14 protein-coding genes are annotated in these 16169 nt (G+C 51.2%); 2 read left to right on the top strand and 12 right to left on the bottom strand.

Annotation, left to right across the window (positions count from 1 at the left end; all coding sequences use genetic code 11):
* Positions 1 to 24: 24 nt before the first annotated feature.
* Positions 25 to 846, bottom strand: coding sequence for a xanthosine phosphorylase (gene xapA, locus AC3ISQ_RS03315; RefSeq protein ID WP_489350555.1), 822 nt, complete (start codon positions 844 to 846; stop codon positions 25 to 27).
* 146 nt (positions 847 to 992) lie between these two features.
* On the opposite strand from xapA, the gene AC3ISQ_RS03310 reads away from it, so the two are divergent.
* Complete coding sequence (locus tag AC3ISQ_RS03310) at positions 993 to 1901, top strand: LysR family transcriptional regulator (RefSeq protein WP_489350554.1); 909 nt, start codon at positions 993 to 995, stop codon at positions 1899 to 1901.
* Here AC3ISQ_RS03310 and ftsP read toward each other — a convergent pair whose 3' ends face one another.
* The 3 genes from ftsP to parC form a co-directional block, all read right to left on the bottom strand.
* A complete protein-coding gene (gene ftsP / locus AC3ISQ_RS03305; protein ID WP_489350553.1) occupies positions 1902 to 3317 on the bottom strand; it encodes a cell division protein FtsP in 1416 nt (471 codons plus the stop codon).
* 88 nt (positions 3318 to 3405) lie between these two features.
* Positions 3406 to 4146, bottom strand: a complete 741-nt coding sequence (locus tag AC3ISQ_RS03300; RefSeq protein ID WP_489350552.1) for a 1-acylglycerol-3-phosphate O-acyltransferase — start codon at positions 4144 to 4146, stop codon at positions 3406 to 3408.
* Between the two features lie 211 nt (positions 4147 to 4357).
* Positions 4358 to 6631 carry a DNA topoisomerase IV subunit A gene (gene parC, locus AC3ISQ_RS03295; protein ID WP_489350551.1) on the bottom strand — a complete coding sequence of 758 codons (2274 nt, stop codon included), beginning with the start codon at positions 6629 to 6631 and terminating at the stop codon, positions 4358 to 4360.
* A 286-nt stretch (positions 6632 to 6917) separates the two neighbouring features.
* Here parC and AC3ISQ_RS03290 point away from each other — a divergent pair, with 286 nt between their 5' ends.
* Positions 6918 to 7499: an NAD(P)H-dependent oxidoreductase gene (locus AC3ISQ_RS03290; RefSeq protein WP_489350550.1), complete on the top strand. Its 582-nt coding sequence runs from the start codon at positions 6918 to 6920 to the stop codon at positions 7497 to 7499.
* Between the two features lie 12 nt (positions 7500 to 7511).
* Here the strand turns inward: AC3ISQ_RS03290 and AC3ISQ_RS03285 are convergent, their stop codons facing one another.
* The 8 genes from AC3ISQ_RS03285 to nudF all read right to left on the bottom strand — a co-directional run bounded on the left by AC3ISQ_RS03285 (position 7512) and on the right by nudF (position 16125).
* The gene (locus AC3ISQ_RS03285) at positions 7512 to 8408 is read right to left on the bottom strand and encodes a LysR substrate-binding domain-containing protein (RefSeq protein ID WP_489350549.1); all 897 of its coding nucleotides are present in this window, start codon (positions 8406 to 8408) and stop codon (positions 7512 to 7514) included.
* 83 nt (positions 8409 to 8491) lie between these two features.
* Positions 8492 to 9697, bottom strand: a complete 1206-nt coding sequence (locus AC3ISQ_RS03280) for an aldose 1-epimerase family protein (protein WP_489350548.1) — start codon at positions 9695 to 9697, stop codon at positions 8492 to 8494.
* Between the two features lie 289 nt (positions 9698 to 9986).
* Entirely contained in the window at positions 9987 to 11249 is a 1263-nt protein-coding gene (locus AC3ISQ_RS03275) for a glycoside hydrolase family 68 protein (protein ID WP_489350547.1), read from the bottom strand.
* A 439-nt stretch (positions 11250 to 11688) separates the two neighbouring features.
* Positions 11689 to 13584, bottom strand: coding sequence for a DNA topoisomerase IV subunit B (gene parE, locus AC3ISQ_RS03270; RefSeq protein ID WP_489350546.1), 1896 nt, complete (start codon positions 13582 to 13584; stop codon positions 11689 to 11691).
* A 47-nt stretch (positions 13585 to 13631) separates the two neighbouring features.
* The gene (gene yqiA, locus AC3ISQ_RS03265; protein ID WP_489350545.1) at positions 13632 to 14213 is read right to left on the bottom strand and encodes an esterase YqiA; all 582 of its coding nucleotides are present in this window, start codon (positions 14211 to 14213) and stop codon (positions 13632 to 13634) included.
* On the bottom strand, positions 14213 to 15040 hold the full coding sequence (gene cpdA / locus AC3ISQ_RS03260; RefSeq protein WP_489350544.1) for a 3',5'-cyclic-AMP phosphodiesterase: 828 nt from the start codon (positions 15038 to 15040) through the stop codon (positions 14213 to 14215). Before cpdA ends, yqiA begins: the two co-directional genes overlap by 1 nt.
* A 27-nt stretch (positions 15041 to 15067) precedes the next feature.
* On the bottom strand, positions 15068 to 15493 hold the full coding sequence (locus tag AC3ISQ_RS03255) for a DUF1249 family protein (protein ID WP_489350543.1): 426 nt from the start codon (positions 15491 to 15493) through the stop codon (positions 15068 to 15070).
* On the bottom strand, positions 15493 to 16125 hold the full coding sequence (gene nudF, locus AC3ISQ_RS03250) for an ADP-ribose diphosphatase (RefSeq protein ID WP_489350542.1): 633 nt from the start codon (positions 16123 to 16125) through the stop codon (positions 15493 to 15495). The genes AC3ISQ_RS03255 and nudF overlap by 1 nt, the downstream gene beginning before the upstream one ends.
* Positions 16126 to 16169 lie beyond the last annotated feature (44 nt).

Raw genomic sequence — 16169 nt, 5'->3', positions numbered from 1 at the left:
GACACTCTGCCGCATAGCTATTGATTAGAGAGTTTTGAAGAACTCACGGATCAGGCGCATAAAATCGTCTGCGGCCAAGGCTGCACAGCTCAGAGTTTGTTCGTGAGACAGTGGCGTATCAGACAGACCTTCCGCATAGTTAGTCATAGCGGATACTGCCAACACTTTCAGGCCACAGTGACGTGCAGACAACACTTCCGGCACGATCGACATCCCCACCACATCGCAACCCAACGTTTGCATCATGCGGATTTCAGCGGGAGTTTCGAAGTTTGGCCCGGTGTAAGCGGCAAATACCCCTTCTGCCAATGGAATATCTGCGCTTTGCGCTACCTTCGCTAATTGCTCACGTAGGTCGCGGTCGTAGGCATTGGCCAAGCTGAAGAAACGTGGGCCGAAGCGTTCGTCATTAGGCCCAACCAGTGGAGATTCAGGCATGAAGTTAATGTGATCGGTCAATGCCACCAAACGACCCGGTGCCACCGATTTGCGCAGTGAACCCGCAGCATTGGTTGCCAGCAGGAACTCACAGCCCATCAGTTTGAAGGCACGCACTGCAGTGGTCATCACCTGCATACCTTTGCCTTCGTAGAAATGTCCACGACCTTTCATGCACAGTACGGGGACACCTTCCAAACGACCAGCAACCAACTGCCCAGCATGCCCCACCACGCTGCTGACTGGGAAGCCCGGCAGTTCGGTGTAGTCAATGGTGACGGTGTCGGTCATGACTTCGGCCAGTGCACCCAAGCCAGAACCTAAAATCAATGCCGCACGTGGCTGAAAACCGGGTAGTTTGGCGCGTAGAATTTCAGCACAGGAAAAAGCATCTTCTTGATTAAACATAATATTCTCTTTTATAGGGAGGTGAAATATTCCCCAATAGTAGAGAGCGAGGTGCAATGACGACCAATACATTCTTCACTGCTAATTTATTCCATTTCAGAATAAATACGTCATAATTAGAGCTACATCACAAAGGACAAAAAAACATGAAATCATCGCTGCCCGATCCCAGTCGCATCAACTTTCGTTTGTTGCATTACTTTCGCGTACTGGCAGAAGAGATGAGTTTCACCCAAGCGGCGCGGCGGCTCAACATCTCTCAGCCACCGCTCAGCAAACATATCAAAGAGTTAGAGAGCCAGTTAGGTGTTGAGTTGTTTAAACGAACCACTCGCTCGATCACTCTGACCTTAGCCGGGCGCACGCTATTTCAGAACGTGGAAAGGTTGTTGGAACAGGCAGGCAATGCGCTGAATCAGGTGCAACAATTGGGTCGTGGTGAAGCTGGGCATATGGTGATCGGCATCGTCGGGACTTCGGTTTGGGGCGGATTGATTCCAGCGTTAAAACGCTTCACCAATCAAACAGAAAATGTCACTTGGGCGTTGAACGAAATTGCTCCTGATCAGCAGATCATCGCACTGCAAAAGAGACATATCGATATTGGTGTCTGGCGCGAAGCCAAGGGTCATATCCCCTCCGGGTTACAGTGCGAAATGTTAGAGCGGGAGAACATCGCACTGGTCGTACCGCAAGATCATCCACTCACACAACAAGACCCCGTTCCGCTCGCCGCACTGCGAAATGAGAAATTTATCGTGTTGCCGCGCAAAGAGGCCAGCATCGGGTTGTACCTGCATAATATCTGCGTACAACAAGGGTTTATTCCAGATATTGCCTATCAGGTTAATGAACCACAAACCTTGATGGCGCTGGTCGCAGAGGGATATGGCGTTACGCTGCTGCCCAACAGCTACGGGCAGATCCCGTGGCCGGGTGTGCGTTTTTGTCCCTTGAAGGATGCGCCATCAGCAGATTTATATGCGATTTATCATGCCGATAGCGCCACACCCTTGGTACAGGCGTTCCTACAGATGTTAAGAACGCCGTCCTAATTAGGGTGCCGGTTGTACCACCAATTGACCGGCAGAGCCGCGATCGGCCATCTCCAGCGTTTGGCTGTAGTACATAAAGGGGAAATGCTCAGATGACGGTTGGGTGAAGTACACCAGTAATTCAACGCTACCGTCGACCCACACTGTATCCTTCCAACCTCGGTCTTCCGCCATTGGCTGCGCACCGTTGACGTTTTTCACCAAGAACTGAACGCCCTGAATGTGGAAAGCCTGCGGCATATCGGCGTGGATCGTCCAACGTTCCCAAGTGCCCTGCGAGGTAGGGACATCGGTACGATTCATATCCCAAACCGCACCATTAATCCCCGGTAGCTTGTCACCCAAACGGAATTCACGCGAACGGCTAGCCATACCTTCAAGCTGTTGATCCGCAAGCAGACGCATCGGCAAATTATCCGTGACCAACGGCAATAAGCCCGTCGGACGCAAGGTTAGTACCTGAGTGGAAATCAAGATGCTAGAGGGTTCGAACAGGCCGCGCAGGCGATCCATAATGCCCGCAGCCGCTCCGGCGGTAATCGTCACCTCTTCGCCTTTCGACATATCGATCAACACTTCACGACGCTCACCCGGCGCCAGCGAAAGCTGTTGCACCGCCACCGGTACCGGCAAGAAGCCTTGATCGCTCGCGATTACGTTCAATGGGCGGCCATCGCTCAGTTGCAGCGTATAACGGCGTGAGTTAGACGCATTGAGTAGGCGCAAACGCACCCAGCCGCGGGAAACTTCAACAAACGGACTTTGTACGCCGTTGACCAGCAAGGTATCGCCAACGAAACCACCGTCTGCTGGCGGATCGTATTCTGGCGAGCCGAAGTTATCGAGGCGTTTGTCCTGAATAATCAGAGGGAAATCATCAACACCGTAATGGTTTGGCAATGGCAGATTTTTACTGATCTCATCCTCCACCAACCACAACCCGGCCAAACCGTTATAAACATGAGGCGCCATGCGATTTGGCGTATTGGCGTGATACCAACAAGTAGTAGCCGCCTGACGGATCGGCAGTACTGGCGACCAGTCGACGCCCGGCGACATCATGCGCGCCGCACCGCCCATCAAGGTTCCCGGTACCTGCAAACCACTGATGGTCATCGCCACCGGTTCTGACAGACGGTTGCTGTAAATCAGTTTAACGTCGTCGCCGTTATACACTCGCACCGTAGGCCCAAGATACATGCCATTGATGCCCCAAACGGAAGCTTTGCGATCGGCCATAAACGCCCAATGCGCACGCTGCATGGTCAAAAACAGCGGCTGACCACGATGCGACTCCAACAACGGGGGAACCGGTAACGGGGTTGGCGCTCCGCTCGCCTCAGCCCTCAGCGGCATGGCTCCAGCGCACAGCGCAATGCCCGATGCCTGAATGAACTGACGTCGACTGAGTGACATATTTTCTCCATGAAAACAAAAGCTAAACTGTGTGCAAAAGCCCAGAACCTTGATACAAGATCCTGGGCGTTAACAATATGAATACTGTTTAATGTTTTTTGTCTGCCGCCTCACGTTGGGCGACTTCTTCATCTAATTGTGCAATTTTGGCTTGCATCAATTCGTGGCAATGGCTGGCTAGTGCGCGCACGTTTTCTTTGCTGTAATTGCTGGTATCTACTGGTGCCATCATTTCCACAATCACATGGCCGTTGTGCCAGCGATTGAGTTTCACTTTATCGTGAGTATTGGAAACGCAGATCGGCACAATCGGTACGCCTGCGGCAATAGCAGCGTGAAACGCGCCGGTTTTAAATGGCATCAGGCCACGACCACGGCTGCGCGTACCTTCCGGAAACATCCAGATTGAGATATCTCGCTTCTTAAATTGCTCAACCACTTGCGCGATAGTCCCGTGCGCTTTAGCGCGATTATCCCGGTCAATCAGCAAGTTACCGGCCAACCAATATAAGGTGCCGAAGAAAGGAACGAAGGCCAAACTTTTCTTACCGACGGTAACAGTACGCGGTTGCACGATATTGGAAACCGTCACCATGTCGTAGTTGTTTTGGTGGTTGGCAATATAAATGCAGTTACCGTTTTTAGCTGCATCCGCTGGAACGCGAACTTCAACCTTCAAGCCAAAAATCGTGGACAAACGACCAAATAAATGACCGAAAGTGGCCACGTGGCGCGGATCGCGTGGGCTGAATAAACAATAGATAGAACCGAAAATGCACACCAGAATACAAAACAAAATCACAAAAATGGCACGCAGAATAAATAACATAACAACCTCTATTAGCACACACAGCCAACGTAGCCATACCCGAAGATAAATCGAAATTACGCTACTTCCATTGGCAAAATAACTGTCACTATTTTTTCGCTATTTTCCTGCCAGCCAGCGATCCATACAATAAATTTATGCAGGAAATGTTAACTATTTGAAAATAACCGTTGCCAATATCCCCACCTCCGATGGAAGTGGGGATAGCAGCTTACTCTTCGCTATCACCTGCCGAAGCACGTTGTGGCAAATCTAGCTCAACGCGATCGATACGTTGCAAGCCACGTGGTAACAACGTGCCTTTGCGCCCACGTTCAGCGCGGAATTTCTGCAAATCTTCAGGACGCAGCGTCAGTTTGCGTTTGCCCACGTGCAGCGTCAGTGATGTCTGCGGTGGCAACACAAACAGCCAAGCCAGTTTGTCTTCACCCGAAGCGGCCTGCGCCGCCGGGATAGAGACAATCTTGTTACCTTTGCCTTTCGATAACTGCGGCAGATCCGCCACTGGGAACATCAGCATCCGTCCCGCCACGGTGATCGACAGCAACATGTCGTCGTCACTGTGGATCTCCATCGGCGGTAACGCTTTGGCGTTATCCGGCAGAGTGATCATCACTTTACCAGCTCGGTTACGCGCCACCAGATCGTTGAAGGTACAAACGAAGCCATAACCAGCATCCGAAGCCATCAGCAGTTTCTGCTCGTCGGAAGCCATCAACACTTGCTCAATAGTCGCTCCCGGCGGTGGCGTCAATTTGCCAGTTAACGGCTCGCCTTGCCCACGTGCGGAAGGTAACGTCATTGGGTCAAGCGCATAACTGCGACCGGTGGAATCGATAAACACCACTGGCTGATTGCTCTTACCACGCGCGGCGGCGCGGTAGCTGTCACCCGCTTTGTAGCTCAATCCGCTGGGATCGATGTCGTGGCCTTTGGCGCTACGCACCCAGCCCATTTCCGACAGTACGATAGTCACCGGCTCGGAAGGCACGAAATCGTGTTCGCTCATCGCTTTGGCTTCTTCACGCTCGGTCAGCGGTGAACGACGGTCATCGCCATACGCCAACGCATCGGCCTGAATTTCTTTCTTAATCAAGTTGTTCAGCTTGCGCTCAGAAGCCAGCAGCGCTTGTAGCTGATCGCGCTCTTTCGCCAGTTCGTCCTGCTCACCGCGGATCTTGAACTCTTCCAACTTCGCCAAATGGCGTAGTTTCAGTTCGAGGATCGCTTCCGCCTGCGTATCGGTGATGCCAAAGCGCTGCATCAGCACCGGCTTCGGCTCATCTTCGCTGCGGATGATGTGGATTACTTCATCAATATTGAGGAATGCCACCAACAAACCTTCGAGGATATGCAGGCGTTTCAATACTTTTTCTAAGCGGTAATTCAGGCGACGACGCACCGTATCACGGCGGAAAGCCAACCACTCGGTGATGATCTCGACCAGCCCTTTCACTTGCGGACGGTTATCCAGACCAATCATGTTCATGTTGATGCGGTAGCTGCGTTCCAGATCGGTGGTGGCAAACAAGTGATTCATCACCTGCTCCAGATCGATACGGTTAGAGCGCGGCACGATCACCAAACGCGTTGGGTTTTCATGATCCGACTCGTCGCGTAGATCTTCCACCATCGGCAGCTTTTTGGCGCGCATTTGGCTGGCAATTTGTTCCAGCACTTTGGCACCAGAAACCTGATGCGGCAAAGCGGTGATCACCGCACTACCGTCTTCTTTCTTCCAGATCGCACGCATCCGTACCGAACCGCGACCGTTTTGGTAGATCTTACGGATCTCGTCACGCGGGGTGATGATTTCAGCTTCGGTTGGATAATCAGGCCCTTGAACGAACTCCAACAGAGAGTCGAGCGAGGCACCCGGTTTGTCGATCATCGCCACTGCAGCAGCGGCCACTTCACGCACGTTGTGCGGAGGAATATCGGTCGCCATACCGACGGCGATACCGGTGGTACCGTTCAGCAAGATGTTTGGCAGGCGCGCCGGCAACATCTTCGGCTCCTGCATGGTGCCGTCAAAGTTTGGCACCCAATCCACGGTACCCTGCCCCAGTTCGGCCAGCAGCACTTCGGCATATTTGGACAGACGTGACTCGGTGTAACGCATCGCTGCAAACGACTTCGGATCGTCCGGCGCCCCCCAGTTCCCTTGACCGTCAACCAACGGATAACGATAGGAGAATGGCTGCGCCATCAGCACCATAGCTTCATAACAGGCGCTGTCACCGTGCGGATGGTATTTACCCAACACGTCACCCACGGTACGGGCAGATTTCTTGAATTTAGCGTTGTTACTCAGCCCCAGTTCAGACATCGCGTAGATGATACGACGCTGTACTGGCTTGAGACCGTCACCAATATAGGGCAACGCACGATCCATGATGACGTACATGGAGTAGTTCAGATAGGCGTTTTCAGTGAAGGTGTGTAGCGGTAAACGCTCTACACCGTCTTGAGTCAGGTCACTCATTACTCAAATATCCTCAGACCGTGGCTTGGCGTTCCCTGACAACAGGGTCGGATGCCCACAAATGGCTTGTCGATTCTGCCCGCGATAGTAACTCATCTGCAGGGTAGCTGTCACAGTTGCTGCATTGATCGCCTGAATGCAATGGCAAATTTATGAGCTTTCTCGCCACTCACCCCAGCCTTTATTGATTTTTAGTCAACACTGTTGTGCGTTTGTTCACATTTTTCCACATCACGCGAAGGATTACACTCTGCCTCAATAACCTGATTTTTCGAGAGCGTATCCGATGAGCAATATCCTAATTATTAATGCCAAAAAACAGTTTAGTCATTCGCATGGCCGTTTGAACCAAACCATGAGCGATGTCGCCGAAAGTTTCCTGCGCGACGGTAAGCACGACGTCCAAGTCACAGTAGTTGACGATGGTTACGATATCGAAGCCGAAATCGAAAAATACCTGTGGGCCGATGCGGTCATTTATCAGATGCCGGGTTGGTGGATGGGTGAACCTTGGATCTTGAAAAAATACATCGATGAAGTCTTCACCGAAGGACACGGCAAACTGTACGCCAGCGACGGTCGTACCCGTTCTGATGCCAACCACAAGTATGGTTCTGGCGGTCTGATTCAGGGCAAAAAATATATGCTCAGCCTAACTTGGAACGCACCATTGGAAGCCTTTACCGATCCAAACCAGTTCTTCGAAGGCGTGGGTGTGGACGGTGTTTATCTGCATTTCCATAAGGCCAACCAGTTCTTGGGGATGGAAGCCTTACCGACCTTTATCAGTAATGACGTTATCAAACAACCGGCTATCGAGGCCGACATTGCGCGTTATCGTACGCATTTAGCGGAAGTTTTTGCCTAACAACAACGATACCTACAATGTCTGCGCGTTGATATGCGCGCTGACATAATCCAGAAAGCAGGTAATACGCGCTGCCAGTTGAGTATTACGGTGATAGACCGCGTGGATCGGCATTCGTACATCCAGCGTTTGCTGTTCCAATAGTGGAACCAGTCGCCCACTCAGTTGATCGGCGCGAGTCATAAAATCTGACAACCGCACAATCCCCTGCCCACGCAACGCCAATTGCCGCAGCGTTTCACCGCTCGAGGCGGAAAGAGTCGGCGTAATCATAAAGTGTTCTAAGTGCTGATAACGCAACGGCCACTGGTTCAACGATTCCGGTTGAGTGAATCCCAACAGACTATGCTGACACAGTTCTTCCACCGTCTTCGGCGCGCCAAAACGAGCGATGTATTCCGGGCTGGCAAGAATTCGTACTTGGCTGGAGCCAAGCCGACGGGATTGCAACGCAGAATCCTTCAATGCGCCGATGCGAATGGCAATGTCAGTGCGCTTTTCTAAAAGGTCGATAAAGTGATTGTCGGTATTCAGCGCCAGTTCAACCTGAGGATATTGGCGGCGAAAGCCTGCGACCAACGGCACGATCACATGTTCCATAAAGGGAGCCGCAGTATTAACCCGCAATCGCCCGACCGGGATCTGGCGGCGCAACGCCATTTGCTCTTCGGCATTCTCTACCGAGCTGATAATTTCTCGCGCATAAACCAGAAAACATTGCCCTTCTTCGGTCAGTTCTAAACGGCGAGTGGTGCGGCGTAGCAGGATGGTATCGAGTTTTTTCTCTAAACGACTCAGCGCCCGACTGATACCAGACGTGGTTTGGCCGAGCTGTTCTGCGGCAGCAGTGACAGAGGCGCAATCCACCACCGCGGTAAAAGCCTGCAATTCTTCGAAGGTGATTTTCATATGGGATACTCAAACCGACAATGGCGGTTTACATTACCGGTAAACCGCCTAAGGGTCATTTAATCGAGTTAGTGAAACAAGTCTTATTCTACCGCGATTGGCTTATCAATCAGTCGAGTCTCACGCTTGCCTTGCAGAGCCTCGATTTTTTGGTGGTAAGTCTTCACCTGTTCAGCATCCTTAAGCAGCGTGTATGTGAGTTCAAAATCGGTGCTTTGGCCTGGCTGAAGCTGTTTGATACGCCCCTGCTCCCTTTCTATTTTCACTGGATAGGCGTAGTTGGTGCCGGGCTCAATACCGGTAACATAACCCTGACGTTCCGTGTCGGTGTTTTTCCACAATGTTAGTAGCGGTAGCTGCCGAGTATCAAACCCTATCGCCACGCCGCGATCGCCCTGTTTGTTATTGAGCATCGCCAATGTTTTCCCCTCAGCGTCTGCATATGGCACGATATTAAACACCATCTCATCAAAGCCTTTGGTCGGGCCTTGATAACGTTGCCAGCTTTTCAAGCCAGACTTGGCATAATCATTGAACGGTGAGATTTCCTTGACCGGCGCACTGAACACCGCCCCTTCTTCCAACAAAGGTTTACCGAAGTTGCTGTGGTAAATGATTTGATAATCGCGTGGATAATCAGCACGGTTGGTCAGCCGATCATGAATAGTGAATGTTTGAGTACCCGGAACATAACGCAGCTCGGTCCAGGTTTCCAGATTACTTTTCTTGAAGGTGTTTTCTTTCAAAAGCCCGCGAATACGCACTTCATAAGGCGCTTTTTCATCAATTTCTACGACGACCTTGGACGCAGGGGTATTACCCGCCCGACCATGGAGAGTATACAAGGTGCCGTTTTCAACTCCCGGATGCCCTGTCCATTCAAACCCACAACGAACCATCATTTCATTGAAACCATCCAGCCACCCCAAACCGTTACGACTGTCGAGGTTGATATAACTCGGGTTAACTACCTCCGTTACTGGGGAATCCCAGCCTAGGCGGACACCCGAGCCATTCACCTGCAAAATATCCATCCCTCGGGACGGACTGAGGGTAATAGTCAGGCCGTTGCTGGTCAGCGTGATGACCTTCGAGCCTTCCTGCTTACCGCCATGCAACACCTGCTGTTGCAAGCTGAAGGAATTCCCAGAGATGTTCAGCTTTTGGCTGTCAATCTGCCAATTGCCTTTTTCAATACCTTTTTCACTATCAGTCAACACAATGGTCTGTGCACCAACAGAGCATGAAATCAAAGAGATAGCGATTGATAAAGCGAGCCGTGATTGCATTATTATGTCCTCTTAGTTAGCTGAAAGGTTTTAGCTAATACCTAAAAAAGTAGCTATATGCTGGAAATTCGAATGTGAAATGGGTCACTTTCTTGCTAAAAACAGGAGGGGAAACGGGTTATTTATAATGAAAGTCGCATTTCTTGTGTAACAAATGAAAAATAAAAGTTCTGTTCGTGATTCATATCTAGCTTAAAGCTGAAATGTGTCAGCTATGACTTCTGTGGGATGTTAAGGTAAAAACCGGCTCTGGCGAGCCGGTAGTACAGATTTAATCATTCGTGAACGATTAAATCAGCGATGTAGACTTCAGAATAATGTCCTGCATCGCAGGGATATAACCGTAGTCATATTCCTCACGCACAAATGAACGATCACCGTCCAGAACAATACGCACCGTCGGTGCTTCGGTGCCACCAATCCGGTAGTCTTGGCCTTCGGTTGGCACGCTATCAATGAATGAGGTAACCAAGCCATTAGGCATCACACAGTGTGAATACGTCTGGAACGGTTGCTCAGGCGGGTTACCTAGCACCAGACCGGAAGCATTCATCGGACGATACGGCCCGGTAAGTTTCTCACTGACGAAACCATACACCCCATCAGGTCCAGTCAGCCCATCAGCATAGGTAAATTTATGGCTGATGGTAAACAAGTAGTACTTCTCGTCTTGGAACACATAGTGTGGGCGCTCAGTCTGGTCATTCACCCCAACCGCAGTGACCAGAGGAGGCAAGATCTCCCACTCATCGCCATTGAGATCCTTAGCCACAGCCAGGCCGATGCAACCGACCTGGAAACGAGCACCACCAACCTCTTCGTGACCAGGCGGTATAGCCCCCAACTCGTCCGGGCCGACAATGTGGGAACCGCGATCGCCAGCCACGTTGCCTTCAAACACCATATACAAGCGGCCATCCTTCGGATCAATGAACGGGCTCGGGTCACGGAAATTCCAGAAGGCATTCTGGGCTTCAGTCTGGTAATAGACACCGTCAGCTTCGAACAACGGTTTCACCTCATTGAAGTCCAGCAGCTTGACGCCGTCTTCAGACGTTTCGATACGACCACGCACCTTAGCAATAGTGGCCCCGGGAGTAACACAGGTGTAATACAAGTCAATGTCACCAGCATTGTTCAGCAAAATAGGTGTACCAGCCCACTCGCGGGTGGTCGGCGAAACGCCTTCAGCCATCACACGGCCGCCGAAGATCCAATCCTTACCAGTACGTGAATACCAGTAACACATCCGCGCACGACCGTGACGATCTTCCCAATCACGTTTGATGTCGTAGTTGCCGTTACCATCAATGTATTGCGGGTCATGCGGATGACGATCAGCAGTCAGGGTGAGAATAACCGACCAGCCATTGACCGACACAACCGTGCCATCCAATGAACGTAGCGGCATGGTGTCCCAGATAAAGACGGTATCGCTCATGACCGGAAAATCGGCGCGTACCAAAGGCTGCGTCGTGGTTGGGTCGTTTTCGTTAACTTTCAGCGCATCAGCGCGAGTCCATAGAGTTGGTTTATAGGATGCGTTTTTCATGTTAGTGCCTCATTTTATTTTATGTGCTCCCCCATGCCGGGAACGACGGCGGTAGGAGCGATAAACGCCACAGTATTATCTGTAACGTGGCGGCCAAGTGGTGACCGCGAAGCCATAATGCTAAATCGATTCTGCTAATGCATTCGATTGCAGTTGTGTGAGGTACTAGACAAAAAATGGCAACATAATAGATTGAATTAACATGACAAATAGCATCCTGCTGGTAGGCAGAATGGAGATTCAAGGATGGATTCAAATAGGTTTACTTTCCCACCAGCGGATTTATGACAGGAAAGCGAAAAATGTTTTTTGAGAGGTGAGCAATGGATGCTACATGTTGGAGTCGATATTACATGAGCATCCTTGCTCAAATTACAGGCTATCTAGCCACTGGTTTTGAAATCACTGGTTTTGAAATCACTGGTTTTGAAATCGATAGCTACACCGACAACTCCGCCATATCGCCTTTATCTTGCAGCCAATTGCGGCGATCTTCAGAACGTTTCTTCGCCAGCAACATGTCCATCATAGCCATGGTCTGATCGACGTTCTCATCGTTGATTGTCAACTGCACCAAACGGCGGGTATTTGGATCGAGCGTGGTTTCGCGTAGTTGCAGTGGGTTCATTTCACCCAGCCCTTTAAAGCGTTGGACGTTCGGTTTACCCTTTTTGCGTTTCAACTGATCCAGCACACCGGCTTTCTCTTCTTCGTCCAAGGCGTAATAGACTTCTTTGCCCAGATCGATACGGTACAGCGGAGGCATGGCAACATACACATGACCGCCTTTCACCAACGAGCGGAAGTGACGCACGAACAGCGCGCACAGCAGCGTGGCAATATGCAGACCATCGGAATCCGCATCCGCGAGAATACAGATTTTGCCGTAACGCAGTTGGCTGAGATCTTCGCTGTCGGGATCGATACCGATAGCGACGGAAATATCATGCACTTCTTGCGAGGCCAAGACTTCGTCGGAAGAAACTTCCCAGGTATTCAGGATCTTACCTTTTAGCGGCATGATCGCTTGATATTCACGGTCGCGTGCCTGTTTGGCTGAACCGCCTGCCGAGTCCCCTTCCACTAGGAACAGTTCGGTCATGTTCAGATCCTGCGAGGTGCAATCCGCCAGTTTACCGGGCAACGCCGGGCCGCTGGTCAGTTTTTTACGCACCACTTTCTTCGCCGCGCGTAGACGACGTTGAGCACTGGAGATCGCCAGTTCAGCCAGTTGTTCAGCCGCCTGCACGTTCTGGTTCAGCCACAGGCTAAAGGCATCTTTCACTACGCCGGAAACAAAGGCCGCGCACTGACGCGACGACAAACGCTCTTTGGTTTGCCCGGCAAATTGCGGATCTTGCATTTTGACCGACAGCACGTAAGCGCAGCGATCCCAAATATCTTCGGCGGAAAGCTTCACGCCGCGCGGCAGGATATTGCGGTATTCACAGAAATCACGCATTGCGTCCAACAAGCCTTGGCGTAAACCGTTGACGTGCGTACCGCCCTGCATGGTGGGGATCAGGTTAACGTAGCTTTCAGTCAGCAGCTCACCGCCTTCTGGTAGCCACAGCAATGCCCAATCTACCGCTTCGGTGTCACCAGCAAAATTACCGACAAACGCCGCTTCGGGCAGCGTGATCAAGCCGTTGACCGCTTCCATCAGGTAATCGGTCAAACCGTCCTGATAACACCAACGCTGTTCGGTGTTGTTCAGCTTGTCGATGAAGTAGATCTCAACGCCGGGGCACAGCACCGCTTTGGCTTTCAGCAGATGCGTCAGGCGTGAAACCGAAAAACGTGGGCTGTCGAAGAATTGCTCGTCCGGCCAGAAATGCACGCTGGTTCCGGTATTGCGTTTGCCGCAAGTGCCGGTCACCGTCAAATCTTGCACTTTATCGCCGTTCTCAAACGCGATGCTGTAAACGTTGCCGTCACGGCGCACGTTAACTTCTACCCGTTTGGACAAAGCGTTCACTACCGAGATGCCAACGCCGTGTAAGCCGCCGGAGAACTGATAGTTTTTGTTCGAGAATTTACCGCCCGCGTGCAAACGACACAGGATCAGCTCAACCGCGGGGACGCCTTCTTCCGGGTGAATATCCACCGGCATACCACGGCCATCGTCAATCACTTCTAACGACTGATCGGCGTGCAGGATCACATCGATGCGCTTGGCATGGCCTGCCAATGCTTCATCGACGCTGTTATCGATCACCTCTTGGCCGAGGTGATTGGGGCGAGTCGTGTCGGTATACATACCTGGACGACGGCGCACTGGTTCTAGACCGCTGAGTACTTCAATGGCATCAGCGTTATAGCTGGATTGAGTCATCGTTGATTATTTTTTCGTGGTTAAAGGAAGGTGCCGCCAACGCCAGATCAGACCGCGTTCAGCCCTAAGAAATCCACAATCTGGGGAAAATAGTGCTCAAAACCGACGAAGGCATGGTTTCCACCTGACTCCACCGTCTGCCGACAATCGGTGTAATACGCCACTGCCTGGCCGTAATCGAGCACTTCATCACCCGTCTGTTGCAGCAACCAGATTAAATCTGGCGACTCCAGAGGATCGATCTGCATTACTTTCAGATCGTAAACGTGCCGAGACTCTAACACATATTGTTGACCGGTGTAGGGGTTCTCGTTTTGCCCAAGATAGTCGATCAGCAGCTCATAGGGTTTCACGGCTGGGTTCACCACCACGGCCGGCAGTGCGAAACATTGCGATAGCCAAGTAGCATAATAGCCGCCTAATGAGGAACCGACTAAACCGAGTGTCTGCCCGGCGCGCTCCATCACCATGTTTTCCAACATCTCAGCCGCTTGTGCCGGGAATGCAGGCAACTGCGGCACTAACATCTCAATGCTAGGATGATGTTCAGCCAACCACGCCTTGAACGCTGTCGCTTTGGCTGACTGTGGAGAACTGTTGAAACCGTGCAGATAGAGTAGCGTTAACATTAATAACCTTCTGAATCCATATCTGGGCGGAACTCATCGTTTTCCAACCGATAAACTTGGGTTTCAATCCGGCCATCGGGCAGCAGATCGAGATAACGCCAACCGGGGGAAACATCGTCGATAGTGAAATTGGTGCAGTGAGGCTTGAACTGTACGCAAGTTGATGGCGTGGCCAGTATACGACGCCCCTGCCAGTCGAGATCCAACTCCTGATGAATATGCCCACACAGCAAAGTATTCACTTTAGGATGGCGCTGTAACACCTCACCTAACATATGCGGATTGCGCAGACTATGTTGATCCAACCAAGTACAGCCAGAAGGTAGTGGGTGATGATGCAACAACAGCAAGGTATAGCGTTCTGGATAGGCCAGTAAACAACGCTCCAGCCATTCAAGCTGATAGTCGCTCAATTCACCGTGCGGTACGCCAAACACTTGGCTATCCAGTAAAATCACCTGCCAACGATCGCCGAGCAACACATGTTTGGAAGGAGAGATTTTGGCTTTCTCCAACGCATCAAACATCGCGGGCTGGAAATCATGATTTCCCGGTAACCAGACACAAGGGGCTGGTAACTGAGCGATGCCTTCAGCGAAGTGCTGATACGCAGCCAGAGATTGATCTTGAGCGAGATCCCCTGTGGCAACAATCAGGTCATACTCGCGTTGCTGGGCTGCAATGGTCTCCAACACCGCCTGATAACTGCGATGGGTATTGATACCGAGCAAGGTCTTCTCTTGGTCGGCAAAAAGGTGGGTATCGGTTATTTGCAGGATCCTGACCGCAGCCCCACTCGCTACGGACAGTTCAAACAGGCTTTCCAAGTGGTATCCTTTATAATCTCAGTCTGTCTAACAAACCGGAACCGCCATCGCCCCATGCGCTAAACAGTAGCGCAACCAATCAGCAAGAAACTGGTTAATTTGATGCTTTTCGTCACGTTGATGCAACTTTTTATTCGGATAATCATAACGCGCTTTAAAACGGGAGATCTGCTGGCTTGAACACACTTCCGCAACCATCGCGTCGTGATACAGCCGCACCGTCATAGTCGGCAAGCTCCAGTAGCTTACCGCCGGGAAGGTCTGCACTATTTCCACCAGCGAAGTGTAGCGTGTAGATTCAATAATCGTCAGCCGATAGTTAGCGCCATTCACCTGATAAGTCACCGTTTCACCCACTTCGTCATTGCGCGGTAGCAAACGGCGCAATTGTGCGAAGTTAGTTTCACACACTCTCATCATTTCCGGGAAATCAGGGGTATAGCGTTTGTTCATCAGTTGTTCCATTCTTTTCTAAGCGATTCATGGTGCAGCGCCAGCCACTGCAATGCAATCACCGAGGCTGCGTTATCTATCGCGCCTTCTTCAACCCAGCGATAGGCCTGCTCACGGCTCACCACATGGACACGGATATCTTCGTTCTCTTCTTCCAATCCGTGGATACCTTCAGCCGTCGTGGCGTCAACTTCCCCCACCATAATCGACAAACGTTCGCTAGTGCCACCAGGGCTCGCCAAATAACTCAGTACCGGTTTACAGCGCCCGACCACCACACCGGCTTCTTCTTCCGCTTCACGACGGCAGACATCTTCAACATTTTCGCCAACTTCGATCATACCTGCCACCATTTCCAGTAACCAGGGCGAATCGCTGCTGTCGAGAGCCGGGATACGCAATTGCTCCACCAGCACCACTTCATCACGTATCGGATCATAAGGTAGCAACACAGCAGCATGCCCACGTTCAAAAACTTCACGATTTATCTCCTCACTCATTTCACCATTGAACAAACGGTGACGAAATTTGTATAAATTGAGTGAAAAAAAACCACGATAAAGCGTCTCACGTGCAATAATTTCTACATCCTTTTTGCCGAAAGTAACGGGTGACGGCTGCGAGCGACTCATAAGCAAATTCTCCTGTGTGATTATGCCGATAAAATAAACAGTTT

The sequence above is a fragment of the Serratia sp. KH_031 genome (assembly GCF_057839655.1).
Note: the sequence above shows the minus strand (reverse complement) of the source record. Positions and strands in the feature narration are given on the sequence as shown.

Bases quoted from the DNA above. Each gene is read 5' to 3' on its own strand.
- xapA (WP_489350555.1), bottom strand. From the start codon at position 846: ATGTTTAATCAAGAAGATGCTTTTTCCTGTGCTGAAATTCTACGCGCC.
- AC3ISQ_RS03310 (WP_489350554.1), top strand. From the start codon at position 993: ATGAAATCATCGCTGCCCGATCCCAGTCGCATCAACTTTCGTTTGTTG.
- ftsP (WP_489350553.1), bottom strand. From the start codon at position 3,317: ATGTCACTCAGTCGACGTCAGTTCATTCAGGCATCGGGCATTGCGCTG.
- AC3ISQ_RS03300 (WP_489350552.1), bottom strand. From the start codon at position 4,146: ATGTTATTTATTCTGCGTGCCATTTTTGTGATTTTGTTTTGTATTCTG.
- parC (WP_489350551.1), bottom strand. From the start codon at position 6,631: ATGAGTGACCTGACTCAAGACGGTGTAGAGCGTTTACCGCTACACACC.
- AC3ISQ_RS03290 (WP_489350550.1), top strand. From the start codon at position 6,918: ATGAGCAATATCCTAATTATTAATGCCAAAAAACAGTTTAGTCATTCG.
- AC3ISQ_RS03285 (WP_489350549.1), bottom strand. From the start codon at position 8,408: ATGAAAATCACCTTCGAAGAATTGCAGGCTTTTACCGCGGTGGTGGAT.
- AC3ISQ_RS03280 (WP_489350548.1), bottom strand. From the start codon at position 9,697: ATGCAATCACGGCTCGCTTTATCAATCGCTATCTCTTTGATTTCATGC.
- AC3ISQ_RS03275 (WP_489350547.1), bottom strand. From the start codon at position 11,249: ATGAAAAACGCATCCTATAAACCAACTCTATGGACTCGCGCTGATGCG.
- parE (WP_489350546.1), bottom strand. From the start codon at position 13,584: ATGACTCAATCCAGCTATAACGCTGATGCCATTGAAGTACTCAGCGGT.
- yqiA (WP_489350545.1), bottom strand. From the start codon at position 14,213: ATGTTAACGCTACTCTATCTGCACGGTTTCAACAGTTCTCCACAGTCA.
- AC3ISQ_RS03255 (WP_489350543.1), bottom strand. From the start codon at position 15,493: ATGAACAAACGCTATACCCCTGATTTCCCGGAAATGATGAGAGTGTGT.
- nudF (WP_489350542.1), bottom strand. From the start codon at position 16,125: ATGAGTCGCTCGCAGCCGTCACCCGTTACTTTCGGCAAAAAGGATGTA.